Genomic DNA, 25,726 nt, shown 5'->3' with positions numbered 1-25,726 from the left:
ATGGACTTCGAACGCTACGACCGCATCCGGCCCATTCGCTGGGAAGGCGACCACCTGTCGCTGCTCGACCAGCGCCGGCTGCCCTTCGTGGTCGAACACGTCGCTTGCCTGGACAGCGACGCCGTCGGCCGCGCGATCCACGACCTGGTGGTCCGCGGCGCGCCCGCGATCGGCATCGCCGCCGCCTGGGGCGCCGTGCTGGCGGCCCGCGAGGTGCAGGCCGCCGACGGCGCCGGCGCGCTCGTGGCGCTCGCGCCCGCCCTGGACCGCCTGCAGGCCGCGCGCCCGACCGCGGTCAACCTGATGTGGGCCCTGGCCCGGCTGCGCCGCGTGCTGGCCGGTGCCGGCGCCGACTGGCGCGACGTGCTGGCCGCCGAGGCCCGCGCCATCGAAACCGAGGACCTGGCCGCCAACCGCCGCATGGGCGCCCTGGGCGCGGCGCTGATAGCGCCGGGCAGCGGCGTGCTGACCCACTGCAACACCGGGTCGCTGGCCACCGCCGGCTTCGGCACCGCGCTGGGCGTGATCCGCGCCGGCGTCGCCGAGGGCCGCATCGGCAAGGTCTACGCCAGCGAGACCCGGCCCTGGCTGCAGGGCGCCCGCCTGACCGTCTGGGAGCTGCTGCAGGACGGCATCCCGGCCACGCTGATCGCCGACGGGGCCGCCGCGCACCTGATGAAGACCGGCGCGGTGCAGTGGGTGATCGTCGGCGCCGACCGCATCTGCGCCAACGGCGACACCGCCAACAAGATCGGCACCTATTCGCACGCCATCGCCGCCCGCCACCACGGCGCGAAGGTGATGGTGGTGGCCCCGTCCTCGACCGTGGACATGGCCACGGCGCAGGGCGACGACATCGAGATCGAGATGCGCGACCCCGCCGAACTGCTGTCCGTGGCCGGCACGCGCACGGTCGCCGAGGGCGTGGCGGCGTGGAATCCGGTGTTCGATGTCACCCCCGCCGGGCTCATCGATGCCATCGTCACCGAGCGCGGCGTGGTGATGGCCCCGGACCGGGCCGGGATGGCGGCGCTTTTCGGGTCGGAATGATCGCCTAAGTGCTTGTTTTCCGGCTTCAAAACGGCCCCTTCGCGGGGCCGTTTCTGTTATGATTTCACGTCCCTGAAAGCCCCTGCACGCGGCCCTGGCCGCGGCACCCGCCCGAACGTCGAATACGGAAGCACGAATGGCAGATCTCGCGAAGGAAATCATCCCGGTCAACCTCGAAGACGAGATGCGCAAGAGCTACCTCGATTACGCCATGAGCGTCATCGTCGGCCGCGCCCTCCCGGATGTCCGCGACGGCCTCAAGCCCGTGCACCGCCGCGTCCTGTTCGCCATGAACGAGCTGGGCGCGCACAGCAACAAGCCCTACTACAAGTCGGCGCGAATCGTCGGTGACGTGATCGGTAAGTACCATCCGCACGGCGACCAGTCGGTGTACGACACCCTGGTGCGCATGGCGCAGCCGTTCTCGCTGCGCTACCTGCTGGTCGACGGCCAGGGCAACTTCGGCTCGGTCGACGGCGACTCCGCCGCCGCCATGCGATACACCGAGGCGCGCATGTCGCGCCTGGCGCACGAGCTGATGGCCGACATCGACAAGGACACCGTCGACTTCCAGCCCAACTACGACGAGAAGGAACAGGAGCCGACGGTGATGCCGTCGCGCTTCCCGAACCTGCTGGTGAACGGCTCGGCCGGCATCGCGGTCGGCATGGCCACCAACATCCCGCCGCACAACCTGGGCGAGGTCATCGACGCCACCATCGCCCTGATCGACGACCCGGAAACCAGCATCGGCGACCTGATGCAGTACGTGCCGGGCCCCGACTTCCCGACCGCCGGCATCATCAACGGCTCGGCCGGCATCCACGCCGCCTACCACACCGGCCGCGGCCGGGTGCGCATGCGCGCCAAGGCCGAGGTCGAGGTCAACGAGGACACCGGCCGCGAAGCCATCATCGTCACCGAGCTGCCCTACCAGGTGAACAAGGCCCGGCTGATCGAGAAGATTGCCGAGCTGGTGAAGGAAAAGAAGCTAGAGGGCATCAGCGAGCTGCGCGACGAGTCCGACAAGGACGGCATGCGCATCTTCATCGAGGTCAAGCGCGGCGACTCGGCCGAGGTCGTGCTCAACAACCTCTATCTGCAGACGCCGATGGAGTCGGTGTTCGGCATCAACATGGTGGCCCTGGTCGACGGCCGCCCGCAGATCCTCAACCTCAAGCAGATGCTCGAGGCCTTCATCCGCCACCGCCGCGAGGTGGTGACCCGCCGCACCATCTTCGACCTGCGCAAGGCCCGCGCCCGCGCCCACATCCTCGAGGGCCTGACGGTCGCGCTCGCCAACATCGACGAGATGATCGAGCTGATCAAGACCTCCGAGAACCCGGTGGTGGCCAAGGAACGCATGCTGGCCCGCACCTGGCAGCCCGGCCTGGTCGGCGCGCTGCTGGCCGCGGCCGGCGCCGAGGCCTCGCGCCCGGAGGACCTGCCGGCCGGCGTCGGCCTGGTCACCGGTGGCTACCAGCTGACCGAGACGCAGGCCCAGCAGATCCTTGAGATGCGCCTGCACCGCCTCACCGGCCTGGAGCAGGAAAAGCTCACCGACGAGTACAAGCAGCTGCTCGAGGTCATCCGCGGCCTGATCGAGATCCTGGAAAACCCGGACGTGCTGCTCGAGGTCATCCGCACCGAGCTGCGCAACCTGCGCGAGGAATACGCCGACGCCCGCCGCACCGAGATCCGCCCGGGCGAGGAAGACCTCGACATCCTGGACCTGATCGAGTCCGAGGACGTGGTGGTGACGCTGTCGCACTCCGGCTATGCCAAGCGCCAGCCGCTGACCACCTACCGCGCCCAGAAGCGCGGCGGCAAGGGCCGCTCGGCCACCGCGGTGAAGGAAGAAGACTTCATCGACCGCCTGTGGGTGGTGAACACGCACGACACGCTGCTCACCTTCACCAGCACCGGCCGCGTGTTCTGGCTCAAGGTCTACCAGCTGCCCGACGCCGGCCCGAACTCGCGCGGCCGCCCGATCATCAACTGGATCCCGCTGCAGGAAGGCGAGAAGGTGCAGGCGGTGCTGCCGGTGCGTGAGTTCGATGCCGAGCACTACGTCTTCTTCGCCACCCGCGACGGCACGGTCAAGAAGACCCCGCTGAGCGACTACTCGCGTCCGCGCTCGACCGGTATCTGGGCCATCAACCTCGACGAGGGCGACGGCCTGGTCGACGTGCAGCTGACCAACGGCGAGCGCAACGTGATGCTGTTCGCCAGCAACGGCAAGGCCGTGCGCTTCGACGAGTCCGAGGTGCGCCCGATGGGCCGCACCGCCACCGGCGTGCGCGGCATGCGCCTGAAGGAGGACGAGGAAGGGCAGGGTGCCAAGGTCGTCTCCATGATCGTGGTGGACGGCGACGGCGACATCCTGACCGCCAGCGAAAATGGCTTTGGCAAGCGCACCGCCGTGTCCGAGTTCCCTCGCAAGGGCCGCGGCACCCAGGGCGTCATCGCCATGCAGACCAGCGACCGCAACGGCGAGCTGGTCGGCGCCATCCAGCTGACCGAACAGCACGAGATCCTGCTGATCTCCGACCAGGGCACCCTGGTGCGCACCCGCGCCGCCGAGGTCAGCCAGGTCGGCCGCAACACCCAGGGCGTCACCCTGATGCGGGTGGCCGAGGACGAGAAGCTGATCGCGGTCGAGCGCGTGGACGTGCTCGAGGTCGACGACGAAGCGGAGGCCGACGGCGCCGCCGCCCCCGTCACGGAGCCGTCGCAGCCGCAGCCCGAGGCTTGATCCCGGCAGGCCGCGCGGAACTTGCCGCGCGGCCTGTAACCTAAGGGACGGGATTCCACGGGAGAGTCGAATGCGTTCGTATCCATGCGCCGCGGCCTGGCTGGCCGCGCTCTGGCTGGCCGCCACGCCGCCCTTGGCCGCCCAGGGACCGGCGCCGGACGCCGCGCGCATCCGCGCCAGCGACGCCGACCGCATCGGCGCCGCCCGCGACCGGGTGCTGCCGGTGGTGGTGAGCATCCTGACCGTACGCGAGGACCACCAGCAGGGCGAGCCCGTGCTCAGCGTCTCGAGCGGCAGCGGTACCGTGGTGACGCCGGAAGGCCACATCGCCACCAACGCCCACGTCACCCAGAACGGCAAGAGTTTCCGGGTGGTGTTCGCCGACGGCCGCGAGCTGCCGGCGCGCCTGGTCGGCACCGACACGCTGTCCGACCTGGCCGTGCTGCAGGCCCAGCCCAAGCAGCCCGAGACCTTCGCCTACGCCGAATTCGCCGACACCCTGGACCTGCAGCCCGGCGACACGGTGCTGGCGATGGGCGCACCCTGGGGCCTGTCTAACTCGATGAGCGCCGGCGTCGTCAACAACCCGCGGCGCCTGCTGGTGTCGCTGTTCGACGACGAGGCCGACTACGAGGACCGGCTGGGCGAGGGCGAGCCCACCGGCCGCTACTACGCCTGGATCCAGCACGACGCCGCGATCGCGCCCGGCAACTCCGGCGGTCCGCTGGTGGACCTGTCCGGCCGCATCGTCGGCGTGAACACCCGCGGCATGATCTTCGGCGGCGACCTGGCCTTCGCCATCCCCGGTCCCGACGCCCGCGACGTGGTGCGGGCGCTGGTGGCCGATGGCCGCATCGCCCGCACCCAGCTGGGCTTCCGCCTGCGCTCGCTCAAGGGCACCGGGCTGGCCTCGGGCGTGCTGGTGAACGCCGTCGAGCGCGGCTCGGTGGCCGAGAAGGCCGGCCTGCGCGCCGGTGATCGCATCCTGACCCTGCAGGGCGAGCCGGTGGATGCCCCGCAGCCGGTCGACGTGCCGGCCCTGCAGCGCCGCATCGCCGAGCTGCCGGTCGGCAGCCCGGTGCGCCTGGGCATCGAGCGCGACGGGCGCCGCAGCGCGCTGCGCCTGGTGGCCGAGGCCCAGCCCGCCGACGCCGGCGACGAAGCCGCGTTCGCGCCGTTTGGCGTCTCGGTGAGGCCGCTGACGCCGGCGATGGGCCGGCTGCGCAACCTCGACGACACCCGGGGCCTGCTGGTCACCGGCGTGCGCCCCGGCGGCCCCGCGGCGATCGCCCGGCCCGGGCTGGCCGCAGGCGACGTGATCCGCAGCGTCGACGGCCGGCCGGTGCAGAGCGTGGCCGAACTCGAGGCGGTCGCCGGCGCTCCGCAGTCGCCGGAGCGGCCGCGCGTGGTGGCCTTCCAGCGCGAGGCCGAACAGCGGCTGGCCGTGCTGGTGCCGATCCACGGCGACCGCCTGCGCACGCCGCTGCCGCAGCTGGCCAAGGCCTGGTCCGGCGTCGAGGTGCAGCCGATCACCGCATCGCTGGCCCGCGACCTGGGCCTGGGCGCCTCGGGCTACCGCATCATCCGTGTCTACCCGGGCAGTCCGCTGGCGGCCGCCGGCGCGCGCGTCGGCGACCTGCTCACCGCCATCAACGACACGCCGCTGCGCGCCGCCAACGAGGAATCCGCCGACGGCTACCACCAGCGCGTGCGCGACCTGCCGATCGGCAGCGCGGCGCGCTTCCAGGCCCAGCGCGACGGCGCGCCGCGCAGCTTCGACGTCACCCTGGGCGAATCGCCGGTCAACACCTCCGGCCTGCGCACGCTGGCCCTGGGCCAGCTGCGCGCGCAGCTGCGCGAGCTGGGTTTCTACGATCGCGCCGCGCGCCGCATGCCGGCCTCGCAGCAGGGCGTGGTGGTCGACGGCGTCGAGCCCGGCGGACCGGCCGGCCTGGCCCACCTGCAGGGCGGCGACATCATCATCAGCCTGGCCGGCCAGGCGGTGCGCGATCCGCCGGCGCTGGCCGCGGCGCTCGACGCGGCGCTGGCGAAAGGTAACGGCAGCGTGATCCCGCTGCAGGTGATCCGCGGCGGTGAAACCCGCATCCTCTATCTCGAACGCTACTGGCTCACGGAGACGCCATGACCCTGTTCCGCCCGATCCTCGCCGCCTGCTTGCTGGCCTTCGCCGGCACCGCGCCGGCAGCCGTGCCCGAGGCGGCGTTCGACGACTACCGCGCCATCTACCGCGACCTGGTCGCGCGCCACGCCGACGCGGTGGTGACGGTGAAGTTCGTGATGTCGCTCACCACCTCGGGCAACGAGCAGCGCGTTGAGGACCGTACCCAGGCGATCGTGGTCAGCGCCGACGGCCTGCTGCTGGTGCCCGAACGCGCGGTCAGCGTCGACCTGGGACAGCTCGGCAACGCGACGCCGGGGCAGGCCGCACCGGTGGCCACCTCCAGCGACTTCCGCGTGCGCCTGGCCGACAGCGAGGACTGGCTGCCCGCCGACCTGGTCACCCGCGACGGCGAACTGGGCCTGGCCTGGCTGCGGCTGCGCGATCCCCCGCGCCGGCTGGGTTTCGTCGACCTGGGCCAGGGTGTCGGGCCGGAGCCGGGGATGGTGTTCTTCTCGCTGCTGCGCACCTCGGACGAGTGGGGCGCGGTGCCGGTCTTCCGTCCCGGCCTGGTGCTGGGCGAAACCCGCAACCCGACCTTCCGCCTGCTGGTCGACGGCGTGCCGGGCCTGGCGTTCTCGCACGACGGCCGGCCGATGGGCTACGTCGACATCGACCTGGGCGCGGTGACGCGCCAGCGCGGCACCGGCCTGGGCCTGGACTTCGCCGACCTGGCGCTGCGCATGACGCCGATCGACAAGGTCGCAGCCGCCACCGCCCAGGCCGCCAAGCTCCCGGTCGCCGGACGATGACCGCTTCGGGCGGGTGAATCCGTGGCGCGGTCGCGCCGCGGTCCCCGACCTATACTGGCGGCCACTCCCGGGAGCTGGCCCATGACCTTGCTGTCTGCCTTCCGCCGCGCGATCGCGCTGCCGATCCTCGTCGCCATCCTGCTCGCGATCGCCGGCTGCGGCGGCGACGACAACAAAGTGCCCGAATTGCAGGGGGGCGAGGCGGTGGATGCGCGGCCGGTCGTCGAAGGCTTCGGCCTGCTGGGCGCCGGGCGCGGCGAGCACCAGGGCCAGCTGGCGATCGAGCTGGCGTTCTCGCAGCCGCTGGCCGCGGCCCAGGATTTCGATGCGCTGCTGGTGGTCACCGATCCCGATGGCGCGGTCGTCAAGGGCAGCTGGGTGCTCGATCGCGAGGCGACCCGCCTGCGCTTCCCCTACGTCGAGGCCAGCAAGGAGTACGCCGTGCTGCTGCGCGCCGGCCTGCTGGCCGCCGACGGCACCGCGCTGGGTCGCGAGGAGCGGCGCCAGGTCAACGCCGGGCCGGTGGCGCCCGCGGTCGGCTTCGCCTCGCAGGGCAGCGTCCTGCCGGCGCGCGATACCCGCGGCTTGCCGGTGGTGTCGGTGAACGTGCCCGAGGTCGACGTCGAGTTCCTGCGCGTGCGCGACAGCGAAGTGGCCAATTTCTTCGTCGGCTACCAGCGCGGCGGCCGCCGCGGCGGCTGGGAGCTGGGCGACAGCGAGTGGCAGGACCGCGTGGCGATCACGCGCGTGGCGGATTCCGTCTACCTCAATCGCTTCGTGCTGGGCGGCGAGGCCAACGAACGGCGCCTGACCTACCTGCCGGTGCAGAACATCCCCGAACTGCAGGAGCCGGGCCTGTACTTCGCGTTGATGCGCAAGGTCGGCGCCTACGACGAGGACTACGAGACCGCGACCTTCTTCGTGTCCGACATCGGCCTGCACCTGCGCGCCTACGGCGATTCGGTGCTGGTGCACGCCGCCTCGCTCAAGTCCGGCGAGCCGGCCGGCAGCATCGCCCTGAGCGTGCTCGACCGGAAGGGCGAAGTGGTGGCCAAGGCCGGGACCGACGGCAGCGGCAACGCGCTGATGGCCTACAAGCTCGACGCCAGCCACGTCCTGGTGGCGCGCAGCGGCACCGACGTTTCCCTGATGCCGTTCAACCAGCCGGCGCTGGATCTGTCCGAGTTCTCCGTGGCGGGACGCAAGCAGGCCTGGTTCGACGTGTTCGCCTGGTCTGGCCGCGACCTCTACCGTCCGGGCGAGACGCTGAGGCTGTCGGCGCTGATGCGCGACCACGACGGCCGTGCGGTGAAGGCGCAGCCCTTGTTCCTGAGCCTGAGGCAGCCCGACGGCAAGGTATTGCTTGAAACGCAGCTGGCGGTGGGCGAGGGCGGCCTCTATCGCTGGACGCACACGCTGCCCGCGGACGTGCCGACCGGCCGCTGGCAGGTGGAGTTCCGGACCGCGCCGGGTGCCGCCGAAGTGGTGCAGGGCATGTCGCTGCGCATCGAGGAGTTCCTGCCCGAGCGCATGAAGCTCGCGCTGGAAAGCGAGAAGCCCACCCTGGCGCCCGGCGAGCCGTTCCCGCTGGTCGTCGAGGCCGCCTACCTCTACGGGGCCCCCGCCGCGGGCAACCGCTTCACGGCGCGCCTGTCGGTGAGCCCGGACCCGCATCCGCTGGAGGCCTTCCCCGACCACTATTTCGGCGACCCCACCCTCACCCTGCCCGGGGACGCGAAGGATGCGCTCGACCAGGCGCTCGACGCCCAGGGCAAGCTCAGCGTGGCCTTGCCCCTGCCCGAGGAGGCCGCTTCGCCCGCCGCGCCGGTGGCCGTCGTGGTCAGCGGCAGCGTCTATGAAAGCGGCGGCCGCACCGTCACCCGAAGCCTCAAGCGCACGCTCTGGCCCGCGCCGGCGCTGGTTGGCGTGCGGCCGCTGTTCGACATGAAGGAAGGCGCCCCCGCCAACGGCGTCGCTGGCTTCGAACTGATGCGGGCCGACGAGGCCGGCAAGCGCCTGTCGGCGGCGGCGCTCAAGGTGAGCCTGGTGCGGGAGTGGCGTGACTACCACTGGCGTCAGGACGAGGGCGGCGGCTGGGGCTACGACTACAGTGCGCGCCATGAAACCGTGGAGACGCGCGAGGTCGCGACGCGCGCCGACGGCGACACCCGGGTGGACTTCCCGGTGGAGTGGGGCGAATACCGCCTCGAGGTGCTGGACCCGGACACCGGGCTGCTGACGCGCCTGCCCTTCGTGGCGGGCTGGAGCTGGAACAACGAGAACCGCGGCCTGGATGCGCGCCCGGACAAGGTGAAGCTGGCGCTGGACAAGACCGGCTACCGTGCCGGCGACACGCTGCGCATCACGGTCACGCCGCCCCAGCCCGGCCAGGGCATCCTGGTGGTCGAGTCGGACAAACTCCTGCACGTGCAGCCTCTGCTGGCCAAGCCCGGCGAGACCTACGAGCTCGAGGTCACCGAGGACTGGGAGCGGCACGATGTCTACATCACCGCACTGGTGCTGCGCGGCGGTTCGGCGCTGGAGAAGGTGACGCCCGCGCGCGCCGTCGGCGTGGTGCACGTGCCGATGGACCGCACGTCGCGCACGGTGGCGGTGACGGTGGACGTGCCGGCACAAACGCGTCCGGAGCAGCCGCTGCCGGTGACCCTGCGGGCGCCCGCGCTGGCGGGCGAGGTGGCCTGGGCCACGGTGTCGGCCGTGGACGTGGGCATCCTCAACATCACCCGCTTCCCGGTGCCGGATGCCGCGGCGCACTTCTTCGCCCAGCGGCGCCTGGGCGTCGATGCCTACGACATCTACGGCCGCGTGATCGAAAGCTTCGACGGCGAGGCGGCCACCCTGCGCTTCGGCGGCGACATGGCGCTGCTGGCGCTGCCCCAGGCGCGCCGGCCGACCGCGCGCGTGCAGACCGTGGACCTGTTCTCCGGGCCCGTGAAGCTGGATGCCAACGGACAGGCCTCGCTGGAGCTGATGGTGCCGGACTTCAACGGCACCCTGCGCGTGTCGGCCCTGGTCTACAGCGACGAGGTCTACGGCCAGGGGCACAGCGAAAGCGTGCTGCGTGCGCCGATCCTGGCCGAGGTCAGCGCGCCCCGTGCGCTGGCGCCGGGCGACCGCAGTACCGTCACGCTCGACCTGCAGAACTTCACCGGCAAGGCCGGCGAGTTCAGCGTGGGCCTCGAGACCACGGGTCCGATCGCGGTGGCGGGCGAGCGCCGCAAGGTGTCCCTCGAGGCCGATGCCAAGACCACGCTCACCTACGTGCTGACCGGCACCGAGGGCTTTGGCGTGGGCACCTTGAAGCTGCGCGTGGAGGGCGGCGGCTTCGCCGTGAATCGCGAGTTCGACGTGCCCGTTCGCGCGGCCTGGGGTGGCGTGGCGCGCTCTCGTGCCCAGACGCTGGCGCCCGGCGCGACGCTGTCGCTTGGCGGGGACCTGGCGGCGGGCCTGATGCCCGGCACCGTGTCGGCACGCCTGACCGTGACCACGCAGCCGCCCATCCCGTTCGCGCGGGCGCTGCAGGACCTGCTCGACTATCCCTATGGCTGCGTCGAGCAGACCACCACCCGCGGTTACGCGGCGCTGCTGCTGGACGCCGACAGCGCCCGGCGCATGGGCTTCCCCGGCCTGGACGAGGAAACGCGGCGCAAGCGGATGGAGGGTGCCTTCAGCCGGCTGGCGGCACTGCAGGCGGGCAACGGCCACTTCTCGATGTGGGGCGGCAGCGATTCGGCGGCCATCCTGACGCCGTACATCGCCGAGTTCCTGCTCAATGCACGCGACGCCGGGTTCGCGGTGCCCGAGGCGATGCTGCAGAAGTCGCTCGAGCGCCTGAGCGAGGACCTGCTGACCGGTGGCGTGCCGTTCTACGCCTATGACGATTCGGACCACCTGCGCTTCGCCTACCAGGCCCAGGCAGGCTACGTGCTGGCGAAGGTGAATCGCGCGCCGCTGGGCACGCTGCGCGCGCTCTACGACAACGAGCGCGGCAAGTCGCTCACCGGCCTGCCCCTGGTGCACCTGGGCCTGGCGCTGTCCCTGCAGGGCGACGAGGCGCGCGCCAACAAGGCGATCGCCGAAGGCCTGGCCAAGCAGGACAGGCGCCCGCGCTGGCTGGGCGACTACGGTTCCGACCTGCGCGACCAGGGCCTGATGCTGGCCCTGCTGCGCGAGAACAAGCGCAGCGGCGGCAACCAGGACCAGCGCCTGCTGCGCCTTTCGCGCGACCTGCAGGCCCGTGCGTCCGCCAGCCATTACTGGCTCAGCACGCAGGAACAGATCGCCCTGGCGCGGCTGGGCAAGGCCCTGTCCCTGGACGCCGACGCCACCTTCTCCGGCCAGCTCCGGGTCGGCGGCGAGGCGCTCGCGCTCGACGCCGACCGGATGCTCAGCCGCGACTTCGCCTTCGGCGACCTTGCCGCCGGCGTGCGCTTCGAACCCGAGGCGGACCGGCCGCTCTACGCCAGCATCGACGTGGCTGGCGTGCCGCGCAGTGCCCCGGAGGTGGACGACGCGGACATCATGGTCAAGCGCCGCTGGTACAACCCGGACGGCACCGCCTGGAAGCCGGGGCCGCTGAAGGAGGGCCAGGTACTGGTCGCTGCCTTGAGCGTGGAAGTGCGCGAAGCCATGCCCGATGCGCTCCTGGTCGACCTGCTGCCGGCCGGGCTCGAGATCGAGAACCTCAACCTCACGCCGCCCGAGCAGTGGGCTGACGTGAGCATCGAGGGCGTCACCCTCACCGATCGCGGCAATGCCTCCGAGATCCTGCACGAGGAGTACCGCGACGACCGCTACGTGGCGGCGCTCAAGCTCTATGCCGGGCAGCGGGCGCAGTTGTTCTACCTGGTGCGTGCGGTCACGCCCGGTACCTACGTCGTGCCGACGCCGCAGGTGGAAGACATGTACCGTCCCGAGCTGCGCGGGGTCGGGCGTGCCAGTCCGGCGACGGTGACCGTCGTCCAGCCGTAGCGTGCGCCGCGCGCGCGTCACGGCCGCCGCCGCGGCGGGCCTGTCCAGGCCTGCCGCGCACAAGCGCCGGTGGGGCCCGTGGCTGCGCCGCCTGGGCGTGGCCGGCCTGCTGGGTCTGCTGCTGCTGTTCGCGCTCGATCGCCTGTTCCCGCCGCCGGTGCCACGGGGCGGCGACGGGGGCGCGGTGGTGCTGGCTGCCGACGGGACGCCGCTGCGTGCTTTCGCCAACCGCGAAGGCGTCTGGCGCTACCCGGTCACGCTCGACCAGGTGTCGCCGCACTACGTGCAGGCCCTGGTGACCTACGAGGACCGGTGGTTCCGCCGCCATCCCGGCATCAATCCACTGGCCATGGCGCGCGCCGCCTGGCAATGGCTGGCCAATGGCCGGGTGGTGTCGGGGGGATCCACGCTGACGATGCAGGTGGCGCGCATCCTCGAGCCGCACCCGCGCACACCGCTGGGCAAGCTGCGCCAGGCGCTGCGCGCGCTGCAGCTGGAGTGGCGCTATTCGAAGGACGAGATCCTGCTGCTCTACCTCAACCACGCGCCGTTTGGCGGCACCATCGTGGGCGTGGAAGCGGCGAGCTGGGCCTACCTGGGCAAGCCGGCGTCGAACCTGTCGCAGGCCGAGGCGGCGCTGTTGGCGGTGCTGCCACAGGCCCCCAGCCGCCTGCGCCCCGATCGCCACCCCGAAGCCGCGCGGGCGGCACGCGACAAGGTGCTGGCACGCCTGGCCACGCTCGGCGCGTGGACGCCGGCGCAGGTGGCTGACGCCCGCCTGGAGCCGGTGGTGGCGCGCCGGCTGCAGCCGCCGATGTCGGCGCCGCTGCTCGCACAGCGGCTGCGCGCGGCCAACCCGGGCCGCCTGCGCATCCGGAGCACGATCGACGCCTCGCTGCAGCGCCTCCTGGAGCAGCGAGTGGCCGCGTATTTCTCGCAGCTGCCCGAGCGGACCTCCGCGGCGCTGCTGGTGGTGGACAACGCCACGCTCGAGGCGCGCGCCTACGTCGGTTCGGTGCAGTTCGCCGACGCCACGCGCCTGGGCCACGTCGACATGGTGCGCGCCACGCGATCGCCGGGCTCCACGCTCAAGCCCTTCCTCTACGGCCTGGCGCTGGACGACGGCCTGGTGCACTCGGAAAGCCTGCTGGTGGACGCGCCGCAGAGTTTCGGAAGCTACCGGCCCGCCAACTTCGACCCGGCCTTCAACGGTCCCGTGTCGGTGGCGGAAGCGCTGCGGCTCTCGCTGAACGTACCGGCCGTGGACCTGCTCGACCGCCTGGGCCCCGAGCGCTTCACCGCGCGCCTGGCGCACGCCGGCGTGGTGCTGCGGCTGCCGCGCGGCGCCAAGCCGAACCTGTCGATCATCCTGGGCGGCACCGGTACGCGGCTGGAGGAACTGGTCGGCGCCTATCGCGCCCTCAACGCCGACGGCCTCGCGGGCCGCGTGCGCTATGCGGCCGGTTCACCCCGGCAGGAGCGACGCCTGCTGTCGCCCGGGGCCGCCTGGATCATCCGCGAAATCCTGGAGCAACACGGTCGCCCCGGCCAACGCCAGGACGCCTTCGACACGACGGGCCGTGCCCGGGTGGCCTGGAAGACCGGCACCAGCTACGGCTTCCGCGACGCGTGGGCCTTGGGCGGCACCGCCCGCTACACCGTGGGCGTCTGGGTGGGTCGCCCGGACGGCACGCCGCTGCCTGGCCAGTACGGCGCGATCACGGCGCTGCCGCTGCTGTTCGAAGTGGTGGACAGCCTGCCGCGCGATGGCGCCGACGGCCTCCGACGGGGGATGCCCGAGGGGGTTCGCAAGCTCGACGTCTGCTGGCCGCTGGGCTTGCCGCCGGATCCCGCCGCGACCTCGCTGTGCCACGAAACCCGCGAGGCCTACTCCCTGGCCGGCACGCTGCCGCCGACCTTGCCCGAGCGCGAGGCCCGCCTCTGGGGCGCGGGGCGCGTGCCCCTGGAGGTGGACGCCCGCACCGGCCGTCGCCTTTCGGCGAGCTGCCGCGCGCCCCACGCCCGCCGGCGCATCGAAGTGGCGCGCTGGCCCGCGCTGGCCTATCCGTGGCTGCCCGCGTCGATCCGGCGCGCCAGCGCGATCCCGCCGCTGGCGCCGGATTGCGCGCCGGACGCCCTCGAGGCGATGGAGTCGCTGCGCATCGAGGGGCCGGGGGAGGGGGCGCGGCTGGCGCGGGCGCCCGGCAGCGCGAAGCCGGCCGTGCTTCGACTGCGCGCCTTCGGGACGCAGTCGCGCGTGCGCTGGCTGGTCAACGGCCGACTGGCCGGCGAAACCCTGGGCCCGCGCCCCTGGACCCACGCGTTCGACACGCCCGGCACGCAGCGCATCACCGCGCTGGCCGATACCGGCGCCTTCGCCGAACTCACCGTCCATGTCTTGCGCTGACGCGGCGGCAAGGAAAAAAGGCGGCCGAAGCCGCCTTTCCGGGATCGCGCGGGGGCCGTGCGGTCAGGCCAGGTGTTCGAGCACGTATTCGGCCGACGAGACCTTGAACTCGCCCGGGGCCTCGACGTGTAGCTGCTTGACGATGCCGTCCTCGGCATACAGGGCGAAGCGCTTGGCGCGCAGGCCCATGCCGAAGGCGGTGGCGTCGAGCTCCAGGCCCATGGCCCGGGTGAAGGCGCCGTTGCCGTCGGCCAGCATGTGCACGCCGGCGGGGACGTCCTGGCTCTTGGCCCAGGCGTCCATCACGAAGGCATCGTTGACCGACAGGCAGGCGACCTCGATGCCGCGCTGGGCGAAGGCGTCGAAGTGCTCGACGTAGCCCGGCAGGTGCTTGGCCGAGCAGGTCGGGGTGAACGCGCCCGGCACCGCGAACAGCACCACCTTCTTGCCGCCGAACAGCTCGGCGGTATCGACCGCCTGGACGCCGTCCTTGAGCATGTTGAGGGTGGCCTGGGGAATCTTGTCGCCGATCTGGATGGTCATGGCAGCTCCGGGGAGGGTGTGGGAAACGGAACGCGAGTTTAACCATCCGGCGTGACGCCGGGGTGGGGGCTTGAAGCACGGGGGCGGGACCCTATGTTCCGGGCATGGCGGCCGGGCTGGCCGCCGCTGACACGGAGAGACGACCATGAGCCTGACCCGCTACCCGACCACCGCCCCGCGCCACCTGCAGGACGAGATCAAGCAGGTGTTCGACAAGTTCTTCAATGGCGACGACACCGATGCCTCCAGCGTCGTGACCAGCCAGTGGGTGCCGCGCGTGGACATCAAGGAGGAAGCCGAGCGTTTCCTCATCCTGGCCGACCTGCCGGGCGTGGACCCGAACGCGATCGAGGTGCAGATGGACAAGGGCATCCTCTCGATCAAGGGCGAGCGACAGACCGAGTCGGTCACCGAGGGCGACCGCTATTCCCGGGTCGAGCGCGCGCACGGCGTGTTCTACCGCCGCTTCGCGCTGCCCGACAGCGCCAACCCCGAGGGCATCACCGCCAGCGGCAAGCACGGCGTGCTGGCGATCAGCATCCCCAAGCGTCCCGAGACCACCCCGCGCCGCATCCAGGTGATGTGACCCGGCGCCGGCGTGGGCCGGCGCATGGCGCGTAAACTGGGCCCGCGGTCCCGCGCCGCGGGCCCTTCCGTTGCCAGAGGCAGACGATGCAGTTCAAGGATTACTACGACACCCTCGGCGTGGAGGCCACGGCCGGCGAAGCGGAGATCAAGACCGCCTACCGCCGGCTGGCGCGCAAGTACCACCCCGACGTGAGCAAGGAAGCCGGCGCCGAGGAGCGCTTCAAGGCCGTCAACGAGGCCTACGAAGTGCTGCGCGACAAGGACAAGCGCGCCGAGTACGACCAGCTGCGCGCGCAGGGCTACCGGCCGGGCGAAGAGTTCCGTCCGCCGCCGGGCTTTGGCGGCGGCGGCTTCGGCGGCGGCGGGTTCCGCTACGAGCAGGACTTCGGCGGGGGCGGCGGTTTCAGCGACTTCTTCGAGTCGCTGTTCGGCGGCGGCCGCGGGCCGCGGCAGCAGGCGCCGCAGGGCGACGTGCGCGCCCAGCTGGCGATTTCGCTGGAGCAGGCCTACACCGGCGGCAAGCAGCGCATCAGCGTCGACGGCCGCACCCTGGAGGTGAACGTGCCGGCCGGCATCGCGCCGGGCCAGGTGATCCGGCTGGCGGGGCAGGGCCGTCGCGGCGGTCCGCGTCCGTCCGACCTGCTGCTGGAGATCGACTACCGCCCGCACGCCCAGTTCGAGGTCGACGGCCGCAACGTGCTCTACACGCTGCCGCTGGCGCCCTGGCAGGCGGCGCTGGGCGCCACGCTCAGCGTGCCCACCCTCGGCGGCGCGGTCGAACTGCGCATCCCGCCCGATTCCGACACCGGCCGCAAGCTGCGCCTGCGCGGCCGCGGCCTTCCGGGCAAGCCCGCCGCCGGCGACCAGATCGTCGAACTCGAGGTCCGCGCACCGAAGGCCAGCACCGACGCCCAGAAGGCCCTGTACCAGCAGATGGCCGACGCCTTCGACTTCGATCCGCGCAAGGCCTGAGGCATCCGTGATTTAACGCGGATCAGAGCGGCAAAAGGCGGATAAGAGCGGATAAGGCTTGGTATTTGATCCGGGAAAACAAAAAAGGCCTCGCTGGTGCGAGGCCTTTTTCATTGATTTGCTTGATCCGCTTTGATCGGCGTTCATCCGCCTTGATCCGCGTTCAAACACGCCAACCCCCATCAACCGCCGGCGAGCAGGCCGTTGATGACTTCGATCAGCTGGTTTTCGTTGAAGGGCTTGGTGATGTAGGCCTTGGCGCCCTGGCGCATGCCCCAGACCTTGTCGGTCTCCTGGTCCTTGGTGGTGACCAGCACGATAGGGATGTGCGCGGTGGTCGCTTCCTTCGAGATCGCGCGCGTGGCCTGGAAGCCGTTGAGGTTGGGCATGACCACGTCCATCAGGATCAGGTCGGGCTTCTCGGCCTTGGCGGCTTCGACGCCGGCGGCGCCGTCTTCGGCGGTCAGGGCTTCGTGGCCGAGCTTCTCAACGATGCGCTTCATGCCCATGAGCTGGGACGGGGAATCATCAACAATCAGGATGCGTGCCATGAATGGACCTCCAACGGGTAGGTGATTGTATGCCGGGGGGGCGGTCAGGGTGCAACCTCGGTCAAATCCGGACGACCGTTCGTCCGAAGGAGCCGCCGGCCAGCATCGTCGGGAAAACGTCGGGAAGCTGGTCCAGCGCGGCTTCCCGGGTGCAGATGGCGTCCAGGTGGGCTGGCTTCCAGGGCCCGGCCAGGCGCACCCAGACCTGCTCGCGCTGGCCCCGGGCGGTGCCCGCCGAGGCGATCCCGAGCAGGGACACGCCCCGGATGATGAAGGGCATGACGGTCGTGGCCAGCCCGTGGCCGCCGGCCAGGCCGCAGCTGGCGATGTTGCCGTAGGGCTGGATGACCCGGGTCAGGGCCGCCAGCGCCGGGTCGCCGACGTTGTCGATGGCGCCGGCCCAGCGCGCGTTCTCCAGCGGCCGCGTGGCCGAGGCCAGGGTGTCGCGCGGGAACACCTCGGTGGCGCCCAGGCGGCGCAGGAAGCCTTCGTGCTCGGCCTTGCCGGAGATCGCGTGGGCCTCGTAGCCGGCGCGGGTGAGGATGTCGAGGGCCAGGCTGCCGACGCCGCCGGTGGCGCCGGTGACCACCACCGGGCCCATGGACGGCACCTGGCCATTCATTTCCATGCGCAGCAGGGACAGGCCGGCGGTGAAGCCGGCGGTGCCGAGCACCATCGCCTCGCGCAGCGACAGGCCGGCGGGCAGGGGGATGGTCCAGTCGGCTTCGAGCCGCACGAATTCGGAATAGCCGCCGTCGCGGGTTTCCGACAGGCCGCTGCCGGTGCACAGCACGGCGTCGCCTTCCCGGAAACGTGGGTCGGTCGAGGCCACCACGTGGCCGGCGACGTCGATGCCGCCCACCAGCGGGAAGCGGCGCAGGATCTTGCCCGTCCCGGTGCCGGCCAGCGCGTCCTTGTAGTTCACGCTCGAATACGCGGCGCGGACGACCACCTCGCCCGGCGACAGGTCGTCGAGCGAGATCGACTCGATGCCGGCGCGGTGGCCGCCCTCGGAATGGATGCGGAAGGCGCGGAACGAGGCGGGAACGGTCATGCGGGCTCCTTGAACGCAGAGAGGCGCCCGGGGGCGCCTCTCGTCGGGTGGCCAACCGGGATCAGTTGGCCTTGTGGATGGCGCGCTTGTCGACGGCCATGGCGGCGTCGTGGATGGCTTCCGACAGCGTCGGGTGGGCGTGGCAGATGCGCGCCAGGTCCTCGGCCGAGCCGTGGAACTCCATCGCCAGCACGCCTTCGTGCACCAGCTCGGACACGTTCACGCCGACCAGGTGCATGCCCAGGATGCGGTCGGTTTCCTCGTGCGCGATCACCTTGACGAAGCCGGCGGGCTCGCCCATGGCGACGGCGCGACCGACGGCCGCGAACGGGAAGCTGCCGGTCTTGAACGGGATGCCTTCGTCCTTGAGCTGCTTCTCGGTCTTGCCGACCCAGGCGATTTCCGGCTCGGTGTAGATGACCCAGGGCACGGTGTCGAGGTTGACGTGGCCGGGCAGGCCGGCGATGAGTTCGGCGACCGCGATGCCTTCCTCGAAGCCCTTGTGCGCCAGCATCGGGCCGCGCACGCAGTCGCCCACCGCCCAGATGCCCTCGACGCCGGTGAAGCAGTGTTCGTCCACTTCCACCTGGCCGCGCTCGTTGAGCTTCACGCCGGTGCCCTCGGCCAGCAGGCCCTTGGACGCCGACTTGCGGCCCACGGCCACCAGCAGCTTGTCGACCACCAGGGACTGGTCGGCCTGGCCGTCGTTGTAGGTCAGGTGGACTTCGTTCTTCTTGACCTCGGCCTTGCTGACCTTGGCGCCGAGCTTGATGTCCAGGCCCTGCTTCTTGAATTCCTTCAGCGCGACCTTCGCGGCCTCGGCATCGGCCAGGGCCAGGAAGTCGGGCATCGCCTCGAGGATGGTGACCTCGGCGCCCAGGCGCTTCCAGACGCTGCCCAGCTCGAGGCCGATCACGCCGGCGCCGATCACGCCCAGGCGCTTGGGCACCTCGGTGAAGTCGAGCGCGCCGACGTTGTCGACGATGTGCTTGCCGTCGAACTTCGCGAACGGCAGCTCGATCGAATCCGAGCCCGCGGCGATGACCACGTGCTTGCCCTGCAGCTCGACCTCGCTGCCGTCGTGCTGCTTCACCTTGACGATCTTGCCGGGCTGGAGCTGGCCGAAGCCGTAGTAGGCCGTGATCTTGTTGGCCTTGAACAGCTGGGCGATGCCGCCGGTGAACTGCTTGACGATCTTGTCCTTGCGGCCAACCATCGTCGCGACGTCGATCTTCGGGTCCTTCGCGCTGATGCCGTGGTCGGCGAACAGGTGCTGCAGGTTGTGGAACTGGCGCGAGCTGTCGAGCAGCGCCTTGGACGGGATGCAGCCCACGCGCAGGCAGGTGCCGCCCAGCGCCGGCTTGCCGTCCTTGCCCAGGGCCGCGTCGATGCAGGCGACCTTCATGCCCAGCTGGGCGGCGCGGATGGCCGCGTGGTAGCCGGCGGGGCCGGCACCGATGACGACGACGTCGTATTGCTCAGACATTGTGCATTCCTTCCTTACAGGCCAAGCAGCATGCGGTGCGGGTTCTCGAGCTGGTTCTTGATGTCCACCAGGAACAGCACCGCGTCCTTGCCGTCGATGATGCGGTGGTCATAGGACAGCGCGATGTACATCATCGGTGCGATCACGACCTGGCCGTTCTCGGCGATCGGGCGCTCCTTGATGGCGTGCATGCCCAGGATCGCCGACTGCGGCGGGTTCACGATGGGCGTGGACATCAGCGAGCCGAAGGTGCCGCCGTTGGTGATGGTGAAGGTGCCGCCCTGCAGGTCCTCGAGCTTCAGGCCGCCCTCGCGGGCCGCCTTGGCGTAGCCGGCGATCGAGCCCTCGACGTCGGCGAAGGACATGTTCTCGACGTTGCGCAGCACCGGCGTGACCAGGCCCTTGTCGGTGGCGACCGCGATCGAGATGTCGGCGTAGCCGTGGTAGATCACGTCGCTGCCGTCGACCGAGGCGTTGACCACCGGGTACTTCTGCAGCGCGTTGGCGGCGGCCTTGGCGAAGAAGCTCATGAAGCCGAGCTTGATGCCGTGCGACTTCTCGAAGCCTTCGCCCAGCTCCTTGCGCATCGCCATGACCTTGGACAGGTTCACCTCGTTGAACGAGGTGAGCATGGCGATGGAGTTCTTGGACTGCATCATGCGCTCGGCGATGCGCTGGCGGATGCGGGTCATCGGCACGCGCTGCTCGGGGCGGGCGCCGCCGCCGACCTTGATGTGGTTGACCACGTCTTCCTTGGTCACGCGGCCGCCGCGGCCGGTGCCGGCGACGTCGGCCGGGTTCACGTCGTTGCGCGCGGCGTGCGCGGCGGCGCCCGGCGGCAGCTCGGCGGAACCGGACTTGGCGGCGGCGGGAGCGGCGGCCTTGGCGGGCGCGGCCTCGGCCTTGGGCGCATCGGCCTTCTTCTCGGCCTTCGGGGCCTCGGCCACGGCGCCTTCCTCGAGGATGGCAACGACCTGCTGGCTGGTCACCGTGTCGCCTTCCTTGAACTTGATCTCCTTGAGCACGCCGTCGACCGGCGAGGGCACTTCAAGCACCACCTTGTCGGTCTCGAGGTCGAGCAGGTTCTCGTCGCGACGGACGCTGTCGCCGGCCTTCTTGTGCCAGGTGGCGATGACGGCGTCGGACACGGATTCCGGAAGGACCGGGACTTTGACTTCGATGCTCATGGACGAGGCCCTGTGGCTTGAATGGGGTTATTCGGCGGTGTGGGTGTTGGGCGCGTTGACGAGGGCATCCTCGATCAGCTTCGCCTGTTCTTCGTTGTGCGTGTTCAGGTGGCCGGCCGCCGGCGAGGCCGAACGGCTGCGGCCGGCGTAGCTCAGCGACTGGCCCTTGCCGAGGCAGAAGTCGAGGTGGTGGCGGATCTGGTACCACGCGCCCTGGTTCATGGGCTCTTCCTGGCACCACACCACTTCCTTGGCGCCGGCGAAGCGCTTGAGCTCGGCCGCCAGTTCGGGGCGCGGGAACGGGTAGAGCTGCTCGACCCGGACCACGGCGACGTCGGTGATCTTCTTCGCCTCGACGGCCTCGACCAGGTCGTAGTAGACCTTGCCGCCGCAGACGACGACCCGGCGCGCCTTCTTGGCGTCCTTGGCGGTGCTGTCCGGGATCAGGGTCTGGAAGCCGCCCTTGGCCAGCTCGTCCAGCGTCGACACCGACAGCTTGTTGCGCAGCATCGACTTCGGGGTCATGACCACCAGCGGCTTGCGCGTGCCGCGCAGCATCTGGCGGCGCAGCATGTGGAACATCTGCGCCGGCGTGGTCGGGGTGCAGACCTGGATGTTGTCGAGCGCGCACAGCTGCAGGAAGCGCTCGAGGCGCGCCGAGCTGTGCTCCGGGCCCTGGCCTTCGTAGCCGTGCGGCAGGAACAGCACCAGGCCGCAGAGGCGGTCCCACTTCGACTCACCCGAAGTGATGAACTGGTCGATCACCACCTGGGCACCGTTGGCGAAGTCGCCGAACTGGCCTTCCCAGATGTTGAGCGTGCCCGGCTCGGCGGTGGCATAGCCGTATTCGAAGGCCATCACCGCTTCCTCGCTGAGCAGCGAGTCGATCACCATCACGTGCTCGGGGTTGGCCGCCAGCGCGCGCAGCGGCATGTGCGCCTCGCCGGTGGCCTGGTCGTGCAGCACCGCGTGGCGGTGGAAGAAGGTGCCGCGGCCGGCGTCCTGGCCGACCAGGCGCAGCTTGTAGCCCTCGGCCAGCAGGGTGGCGTAGGCCAGGTTCTCGGCGAAGCCCCAGTCCATGGCCAGGTCGCCGGCGGCCATCTTCAGGCGGTCTTCGTAGATCTTGGCGACGCGGGCGTGCAGCTTGAGCTTTTCCGGCAGCACGTTGATGCGCTGCGCCAGGCCGTCGAGCGCCGCGCGCTTGAGGCCGGTGTCGACCTTGTCGGACAGCTTGCCGTCGAGCCACGGCGACCAGTCGACCGCGAACGGGTCGGGGCCGACCTGGGCCAGTTCGGTGGTGACGACGTTGTTGTCGAGCTTGTCGCGGTAGCTGTCGACCAGCGCCTTCGCGCCGGCGGCGTCGATGACGCCCTCGGCGGCCAGCTGGTCGGCGTAGAGCTCGCGGGTGGTCTTGCGGGCGCGGATGTTCTTGTACATCAGCGGCTGGGTGGCCGCCGGCTCGTCGGCCTCGTTGTGGCCGTGGCGGCGGTAGCAGACCAGGTCGATGACGATGTCGCGGCCGAATTCCTTGCGGTAGTCGAAGGCCATCTGCGCGCAGAAGGCCACGGCCTCCGGGTCGTCGCCGTTCACGTGCAGCACCGGCGCGCCGATGATCTTGGCCGGGTCGGTGCAGTAGTAGGTGGAGCGGGCGTCGTCCTGGCGGCTGATGGTGAAGCCGACCTGATTGTTGATGACCACGTGCACCGTGCCGCCGACCGCGAAGCCGCGCGCCTGGGACATCTGGAACAGTTCCATGATCACGCCCTGGCCGGCGAACGCGGCGTCGCCGTGCACCAGCACCGGCAGCACCTGCTGGCGCTTGCCGTCCTCGCGGCGCATCTGGCGCGCGCGCACCGAGCCCGCGACCACCGGGTCGACGATCTCGAGGTGGGACGGGTTGAAGGCCAGCGCCAGGTGGACCGGGCCGCCCGAGGTGGCGACGTTGGACGAGTAGCCCATGTGGTACTTCACGTCGCCCGAGTGGGCCGGGTCGTCGTTGTGCTCGAACTGGCCGCGGAACTCGTCGAACAGCTTGTGCGGCGGCTTGCCCATCGTGTTGACGAGCACGTTCAGGCGGCCGCGGTGGGCCATGCCGATCACCACGTCGCGCACGCCGTCGCCGCCGCCGCGCTGGATCAGGGTGTCCATCAGCGGGATCAGCGCGTCGCCGCCTTCCAGCGAGAAGCGCTTCTGGCCGACGAAGGCGGTGTGCAGGTAGCGCTCGAGGCCCTCGGCGGCGGTGACGCGCTCGAGCAGGCGCTTCTTCTCTTCGGCCTTGAAGCCGTACTTGCCGGCCGCGCCCTCGAGGCGCTGCTGCATCCAGCGGCGCTGGCTGGCGTCGGCGATGTGCATGAACTCGGCGCCGATGCTGCCCGAGTAGGACGCGCGCAGCTTGGCCAGCAGGTCGGCCAGCTTGAACTTCTTCTCGGTGAACCAGGTGTCGGCGGTGAACTCGCTCGACAGGTCGGCGTCGGTGAGGCCGTGGAAGGCGAGCTCGAGGTCCGGCGCGTCCTTCTTGGCCATCATGCCCAGCGGGTCGAGCTTGGCGCCGAGGTGGCCGCGGGAGCGGTAGGCGGTGATGAGCTTGCCCACGGCCGCCTGCTTGCGGGCGGCCTCGTCGTCCATGCCGCCGCCGGCGTGCTTGCCGGCCTTGGCGGCCGCCTGCACGCTGGCCATCACGGCCGAGTGCGGGACGTCGCCGGCTTCCCGGCCCTTGAGGCCGTCGAAGTAGGTTTTCCAGGTGGACGGGATGCCGTCGGGATCGACCAGGTACTGCTCGTACAGGTCTTCGATATAGGCGGCGTTGCCGCCGGCAAGTTGAGAGGTCTGCTTAAACTGCTTGATCAGACTGTCCACGACCCTGGCCTGGCCCGCCGCAATGGCAGGTAAGTGATTGATGGAATGGGATGTCGGGCAGCCGGCGCGGGCGCCGACGAGGTCCGCGATTATAGCTGGCGTGACGGGGGTTTAGAACCCGATCCGGGCCGTGGTCAGCCTGCGTTGGGTCTGGCCCGGTCCGCGGACCGGGCCCGGGGCCGGCTCAGATGCCCAGTGCGCGGAACTCGCTGCAGGGGCGCGAGCGCTCCCAGACACGGCCGAAGTGTTCGAGCAGCTGGCGCGTGCGGGCCGGGTTGGCCGGGCTCCAGTCGCCTTCCCAGCGGCTGCCCAGCGCGCGGAACAGGTAGCCGTCGCGGTCATTGGCCAGGAAGGCCGAGGGGTACTGCAGGTCGACGTCGTCGGTGGGCGTGCGGAACTGGAACACGGAGGTCATGCGCTGGGCCAGGCCCAGCAGCGGGTGCGCCTGGCCCTGCACCGCGGCGGGGTCCAGCACGATCACCTGCACCACGCCGCCGCGGCCGGCGATGGCGAACTGCTTGAAGGCTTCGAGCACGGCCGGCTGGCTGTACAGCACCGGGTCGAGGTCGCGGCTGAACAGGCGCAGCTCGCGCCGGCCGGCCTGGACGATGGCGAGGGTGGCCTCGGTCGCCTCGCCCAGGGCGTCGAACTCCACCGAGGGCACCGAGGGCCCGCGCGGGCGGGCCGGCGAGCGGTCCGGGGTGGCCAGCGGCTCCAGCGCCCGGCGCATGGCCTGGTGCTCGATGCCGGCCTCCATGAAGCGTTCGCCGTAGGGCTGGAAGCCGTGCCGCGCATAGAAGGCCTCGGCGCTGACCTGGGCGTTGAGGCTGACCTCGGTCCAGCCCAGGCCGCGGGCCTGGTTCATCAGCGCCACCATGAGGGCGTCGCCGACGCCCTTGTGGCGCCAGGGCTTGAGCACGGCCATGCGGCCGATCTTGTGTTCGGGCGTGAGCCGGCCGGTGCCGATCGGCTGGCCGTGGGCATCGCGGGCGATGACGTGGTGGCAGCGCGGGTCGAGCTCGTCCCATTCCTCCTCGACCGGTACGTTCTGTTCGAGCACGAACACGGTCTCGCGGACCGAACGCAGGTCCTGGAAGTCGGCCTGGTAGTCGGCGGGGTCGATGCGGAACTCGGTCGGGATCATGGCGTCACCGGCGGCGTTTGGGTTTGACCAGCTGATAGTGGCCCGCCGCCACCAGGCTTTCCACCGCTTCACGGCCGGAGGCATCGAGTGCGGCCAGGTCGGCGGCCTCGAGCGCGTCGGCGCGTGCCAGCCGGCGAGCGGCGGCCACGCCCATCGGCAGCGACAGGCCATTGGCGTGCAGGCAGGCGCGCTTGCCGTTCCGGGCCCAGGCGTGGCGGGCATGCGGGTGGCGCAGCAGGCGGGCGCCCGCCGCGAGTTCGGTTTCGATCGCGTCCAGGCGGGGCGGGCGGGCCGGGCGGCCCAGTTCACCGGCGGCGCGGTATTGGGTGATGAAGCGCCCGAACCAGCGCCGCAGCGCCGCTTCGTCCAGCGTCTGCAGGTCCCGTAGCGCCGCCCGCACGCGCCCGAAGGCGGCTTCGTCGATTTCCCAGGGGTCGGCGGGCAGGGCCAGGTCGGGGTCGGCGTAGCGGGCCTCCTCGGGCAGGGCCGCCGCCAGCTCTTCGGCCAGGTCGACCATCAGCTCGGCCTGCGAGGGCGCGCGCATGCCGACCGAGAAGGTGAGGCATGCGTCCTCGGCGACGCCGTGGTGGGGCACGCCCGGCGGCAGGTAAAGCATGTCGCCCGGCGCCAGCACCCAGTCGTGGTCGGGCGTGAACCGGCTGAGCAGCTTGAGCTCGACGTCCGGCCGGAAATCGCGCGGTGCCCCGGGGCGGGCGTCGATCTGCCAGCGGCGATGGCCCTGGGCCTGCAGCAGGAAGACGTCGTACTGGTCGACGTGGGCGCCGACCGAGCCGCCCGGCGCGGCGAAACTGACCATCACGTCGTCCAGGCGCCAGGCCGGCAGGAACCGGAAGGCGTCGAGCAGGGCGCGGATGTCCATGTCCCACTTGTCGACGTCCTGCACCAGCAGGGTCCAGTCCTGCTTCGGCAGCTTGGGAAAGGATTCCTCGCTGAAGGGCCCGGTGCGCAGCTCCCAGCGATCACGCTTGCGGTCGTGCAGCACCACCCGCGCCAATGCGGCTTCCTCGCAGGCCAGCCCGGCCAGGTCCTCGGGGCTGATCGGCGACACGAAGCCCGGGAACGCCGCACGCACCAGCAGCGGACGCTTCTGCCAGTAGTCCCGCAGGAACACCTCGGGCGCCATGCCCAGCGGCAACTCCGGCGAACCGGTGACTTCGATCGGGTAACTGGGGAGGATTTTTTTAGCCAC

The 25,726-nt window shown here is 70.9% G+C and carries 16 protein-coding genes; 8 read left to right on the top strand and 8 right to left on the bottom strand.

Features of this window, described 5'->3' with window-relative positions; translation table 11 throughout:
• The 6 genes from mtnA (at position 1) to pbpC (ending at position 14,135) form a co-directional block, all read left to right on the top strand.
• Positions 1 to 1,050, top strand: a complete 1,050-nt coding sequence (gene mtnA / locus VFQ84_RS06455; protein ID WP_325130408.1) for an S-methyl-5-thioribose-1-phosphate isomerase — start codon at positions 1 to 3, stop codon at positions 1,048 to 1,050.
• Between the two features lie 136 nt (positions 1,051 to 1,186).
• Positions 1,187 to 3,805 carry a DNA gyrase subunit A gene (gene gyrA, locus VFQ84_RS06450; protein WP_325130406.1) on the top strand — a complete coding sequence of 873 codons (2,619 nt, stop codon included), beginning with the start codon at positions 1,187 to 1,189 and terminating at the stop codon, positions 3,803 to 3,805.
• 70 nt (positions 3,806 to 3,875) lie between these two features.
• Positions 3,876 to 5,951, top strand: a complete 2,076-nt coding sequence (locus tag VFQ84_RS06445) for a PDZ domain-containing protein (RefSeq protein WP_325130404.1) — start codon at positions 3,876 to 3,878, stop codon at positions 5,949 to 5,951.
• Entirely contained in the window at positions 5,948 to 6,736 is a 789-nt protein-coding gene (locus VFQ84_RS06440; RefSeq protein ID WP_325130403.1) for a hypothetical protein, read from the top strand. The genes VFQ84_RS06445 and VFQ84_RS06440 overlap by 4 nt, the downstream gene beginning before the upstream one ends.
• Before the next feature lie 81 nt (positions 6,737 to 6,817).
• A complete protein-coding gene (locus tag VFQ84_RS06435; RefSeq protein ID WP_325130401.1) occupies positions 6,818 to 11,728 on the top strand; it encodes an alpha-2-macroglobulin in 4,911 nt (1,636 codons plus the stop codon).
• A gap of 1 nt (position 11,729) precedes the next feature.
• Complete coding sequence (gene pbpC, locus VFQ84_RS06430) at positions 11,730 to 14,135, top strand: penicillin-binding protein 1C (protein WP_325130399.1); 2,406 nt, start codon at positions 11,730 to 11,732, stop codon at positions 14,133 to 14,135.
• Positions 14,136 to 14,198: 63 nt separating this feature from the next.
• On the opposite strand, the gene VFQ84_RS06425 is transcribed toward pbpC, so the two are convergent.
• Positions 14,199 to 14,678, bottom strand: a complete 480-nt coding sequence (locus VFQ84_RS06425) for a peroxiredoxin (RefSeq protein WP_325130397.1) — start codon at positions 14,676 to 14,678, stop codon at positions 14,199 to 14,201.
• Between the two features lie 145 nt (positions 14,679 to 14,823).
• On the opposite strand from VFQ84_RS06425, the gene VFQ84_RS06420 reads away from it, so the two are divergent.
• Together VFQ84_RS06420 and VFQ84_RS06415 are read left to right on the top strand one after the other, a co-directional pair.
• The gene (locus VFQ84_RS06420) at positions 14,824 to 15,264 is read left to right on the top strand and encodes an Hsp20/alpha crystallin family protein (RefSeq protein ID WP_325130395.1); all 441 of its coding nucleotides are present in this window, start codon (positions 14,824 to 14,826) and stop codon (positions 15,262 to 15,264) included.
• 86 nt (positions 15,265 to 15,350) lie between these two features.
• Positions 15,351 to 16,238: a DnaJ C-terminal domain-containing protein gene (locus VFQ84_RS06415; protein WP_325130393.1), complete on the top strand. Its 888-nt coding sequence runs from the start codon at positions 15,351 to 15,353 to the stop codon at positions 16,236 to 16,238.
• Positions 16,239 to 16,420: 182 nt separating this feature from the next.
• Here the strand turns inward: VFQ84_RS06415 and VFQ84_RS06410 are convergent, their stop codons facing one another.
• From VFQ84_RS06410 to VFQ84_RS06380, 7 genes are all read right to left on the bottom strand, one after another.
• A complete protein-coding gene (locus VFQ84_RS06410; RefSeq protein ID WP_325130391.1) occupies positions 16,421 to 16,789 on the bottom strand; it encodes a response regulator in 369 nt (122 codons plus the stop codon).
• Between the two features lie 61 nt (positions 16,790 to 16,850).
• Positions 16,851 to 17,843 carry an oxidoreductase gene (locus VFQ84_RS06405; RefSeq protein WP_325130389.1) on the bottom strand — a complete coding sequence of 331 codons (993 nt, stop codon included), beginning with the start codon at positions 17,841 to 17,843 and terminating at the stop codon, positions 16,851 to 16,853.
• 61 nt (positions 17,844 to 17,904) lie between these two features.
• Positions 17,905 to 19,329 (bottom strand): dihydrolipoyl dehydrogenase, encoded by a 1,425-nt coding sequence (gene lpdA / locus VFQ84_RS06400; RefSeq protein WP_325130387.1) that lies wholly within the window; start codon positions 19,327 to 19,329, stop codon positions 17,905 to 17,907.
• Between the two features lie 14 nt (positions 19,330 to 19,343).
• Positions 19,344 to 20,516 (bottom strand): dihydrolipoyllysine-residue succinyltransferase, encoded by a 1,173-nt coding sequence (odhB, locus tag VFQ84_RS06395; protein ID WP_325130385.1) that lies wholly within the window; start codon positions 20,514 to 20,516, stop codon positions 19,344 to 19,346.
• Positions 20,517 to 20,543: 27 nt separating this feature from the next.
• Positions 20,544 to 23,372 carry a 2-oxoglutarate dehydrogenase E1 component gene (locus VFQ84_RS06390; RefSeq protein ID WP_325130383.1) on the bottom strand — a complete coding sequence of 943 codons (2,829 nt, stop codon included), beginning with the start codon at positions 23,370 to 23,372 and terminating at the stop codon, positions 20,544 to 20,546.
• 184 nt (positions 23,373 to 23,556) lie between these two features.
• On the bottom strand, positions 23,557 to 24,516 hold the full coding sequence (locus tag VFQ84_RS06385; RefSeq protein WP_325130381.1) for a GNAT family N-acetyltransferase: 960 nt from the start codon (positions 24,514 to 24,516) through the stop codon (positions 23,557 to 23,559).
• Positions 24,517 to 24,520: 4 nt separating this feature from the next.
• Positions 24,521 to 25,726: a cupin domain-containing protein gene (locus VFQ84_RS06380; protein WP_325130379.1), complete on the bottom strand. Its 1,206-nt coding sequence runs from the start codon at positions 25,724 to 25,726 to the stop codon at positions 24,521 to 24,523.

This window comes from Arenimonas sp., assembly GCF_035721105.1.
Taxonomy (GTDB): Bacteria; Pseudomonadota; Gammaproteobacteria; order Xanthomonadales; family Xanthomonadaceae; genus Arenimonas.
The sequence above is the reverse complement of the archived record's forward strand: the minus strand, read 5'-3'. Positions and strand labels throughout refer to the sequence as shown.

Excerpts from the sequence above, each read along its gene's own strand:
- VFQ84_RS06405 (WP_325130389.1), bottom strand. The coding sequence starts at position 17,843 with ATGACCGTTCCCGCCTCGTTCCGCGCCTTCCGCATCCATTCCGAGGGC.
- VFQ84_RS06440 (WP_325130403.1), top strand. The coding sequence starts at position 5,948 with ATGACCCTGTTCCGCCCGATCCTCGCCGCCTGCTTGCTGGCCTTCGCC.
- gyrA (WP_325130406.1), top strand. The coding sequence starts at position 1,187 with ATGGCAGATCTCGCGAAGGAAATCATCCCGGTCAACCTCGAAGACGAG.
- VFQ84_RS06415 (WP_325130393.1), top strand. The coding sequence starts at position 15,351 with ATGCAGTTCAAGGATTACTACGACACCCTCGGCGTGGAGGCCACGGCC.
- VFQ84_RS06410 (WP_325130391.1), bottom strand. The coding sequence starts at position 16,789 with ATGGCACGCATCCTGATTGTTGATGATTCCCCGTCCCAGCTCATGGGC.
- VFQ84_RS06445 (WP_325130404.1), top strand. The coding sequence starts at position 3,876 with ATGCGTTCGTATCCATGCGCCGCGGCCTGGCTGGCCGCGCTCTGGCTG.
- VFQ84_RS06420 (WP_325130395.1), top strand. The coding sequence starts at position 14,824 with ATGAGCCTGACCCGCTACCCGACCACCGCCCCGCGCCACCTGCAGGAC.
- VFQ84_RS06385 (WP_325130381.1), bottom strand. The coding sequence starts at position 24,516 with ATGATCCCGACCGAGTTCCGCATCGACCCCGCCGACTACCAGGCCGAC.
- VFQ84_RS06435 (WP_325130401.1), top strand. The coding sequence starts at position 6,818 with ATGACCTTGCTGTCTGCCTTCCGCCGCGCGATCGCGCTGCCGATCCTC.
- mtnA (WP_325130408.1), top strand. The coding sequence starts at position 1 with ATGGACTTCGAACGCTACGACCGCATCCGGCCCATTCGCTGGGAAGGC.
- lpdA (WP_325130387.1), bottom strand. The coding sequence starts at position 19,329 with ATGTCTGAGCAATACGACGTCGTCGTCATCGGTGCCGGCCCCGCCGGC.
- VFQ84_RS06425 (WP_325130397.1), bottom strand. The coding sequence starts at position 14,678 with ATGACCATCCAGATCGGCGACAAGATTCCCCAGGCCACCCTCAACATG.
- odhB (WP_325130385.1), bottom strand. The coding sequence starts at position 20,516 with ATGAGCATCGAAGTCAAAGTCCCGGTCCTTCCGGAATCCGTGTCCGAC.